The organism is Streptomyces sparsogenes (assembly GCF_001704635.1).
In the GTDB taxonomy this organism is placed as follows: domain Bacteria; phylum Actinomycetota; class Actinomycetes; order Streptomycetales; family Streptomycetaceae; genus Streptomyces; species Streptomyces sparsogenes.
Genome location: NZ_MAXF01000220.1, coordinates 1 through 1,359, shown reverse-complemented (window position 1 = coordinate 1,359; position 1,359 = coordinate 1). Strand labels below are relative to the sequence as shown.

Here is a 1,359-nt window from a genome sequence, read left to right as displayed (position 1 = left end):
CAGGCCGCCGCCGGCGCCGCCGGCGTGATCAAGATGGTGATGGCTCTGCGTCACGGCCGGCTGCCCGCCACGCTCCACGTCGACGAGCCCAGCCCCCACGCCGACTGGGCCCAGGGCGCGGTCAGGCTTCTCACCGAGGCCACCGACTGGCCCGAGGCGGATCGGCCGCGCCGGGCCGCCGTCTCCTCCTTCGGCATCTCCGGCACCAACGCCCACGTCATCCTGGAACAGGCACCCGACCGGCCGGAACCGCCGGCGGAGCGGCCCCGGCCGGACGCCACGGGCGGCGTCCTGCCGTTCGTGCTGTCCGCCCGGACCGCCGGGGCGCTGCGGGAGCAGGCCGCCAACGTGGCCGGGCGGCTCCCCTCGGCCGAGGTGGCCGAAGCGGCCGAAGCGGCCGAAGCGGCCGAAGTGGCCGAGGTGGCCGAGGTGGCCGAAGTGGCCGAAGTGGGCTGGTCGCTGGCGACGACGCGGTCGGTGTTCGAGCACCGGGCGGTGGTCGTGGCCGAGGACCGGGAGTCGCTGCTGTCCGGTCTGGAGAAGCTGGCCGCGGACGAACCCGACCCCGCGGTCGTCTCGGGAGAGGCGACGGTGGCGGCCGCAGGCCCGGTGTTCGTCTTCCCGGGCCAGGGGTCGCAGTGGCGGGGCATGGGCGTGGAGCTGCTGGACGGCTCGCCCGTTTTCGCGTCCCGGATCGCGGAGTGCGAGCGGGCCCTGGCGCCGTACGTCGACTGGTCGCTCACCGCCGTGCTGCGCGGCACCGACACCGCCACCGACCCCGCGCGCGTGGACGTCGTCCAGCCCACGCTGTGGGCCGTCATGGTCTCCCTGGCCGCCGTGTGGCAGCACATGGGCGTCACCCCGGCCGCCGTCATCGGCCACTCCCAGGGCGAGATCGCCGCCGCCTGCGTGGCAGGCGCGCTCACCCTCGACGACGGCGCCAAGGTCGTGGCCCTGCGCAGCCAGGCCCTCCGTACCCTCGCCGGCCACGGCGCGATGGCCTCGCTCTCCCTCGGCGCCGACGACACCGCGCGGCTCCTCGAGGAGCTGGCCGAGCGGGCGGGCGATGTCACCGTGGCCGCCGCCAACGGCCCCGCCGCCACCGTGGTCTCGGGCACGCCGGAGCGGATCGCCGCCGTCCTGGCGGCCGCCGGGGCGCGCGGCGCGCGGACCCGCACCATCGACGTGGACTACGCCTCCCACGGGCCCCATGTGGACCGTATCCGGGAGGACATCGTCTCCGCCCTGGACGGTCTGACGCCCACCGGCTCCGACATCGCCTTCCACTCCACGGTGACCGCCGAGCGCCTGGACACCTCGGGGCTCGACGCCGACTACTGGTTCACCAAGCCGGCCGGT

Annotated in this window: 1 protein-coding gene; it reads left to right on the top strand. The window is 75.9% G+C overall.

The window, feature by feature from the left end:
• On the top strand, positions 1-1,359 hold a 1,359-nt coding region (locus BBH68_RS36830; protein WP_141713155.1), incomplete at both ends, for an acyltransferase domain-containing protein.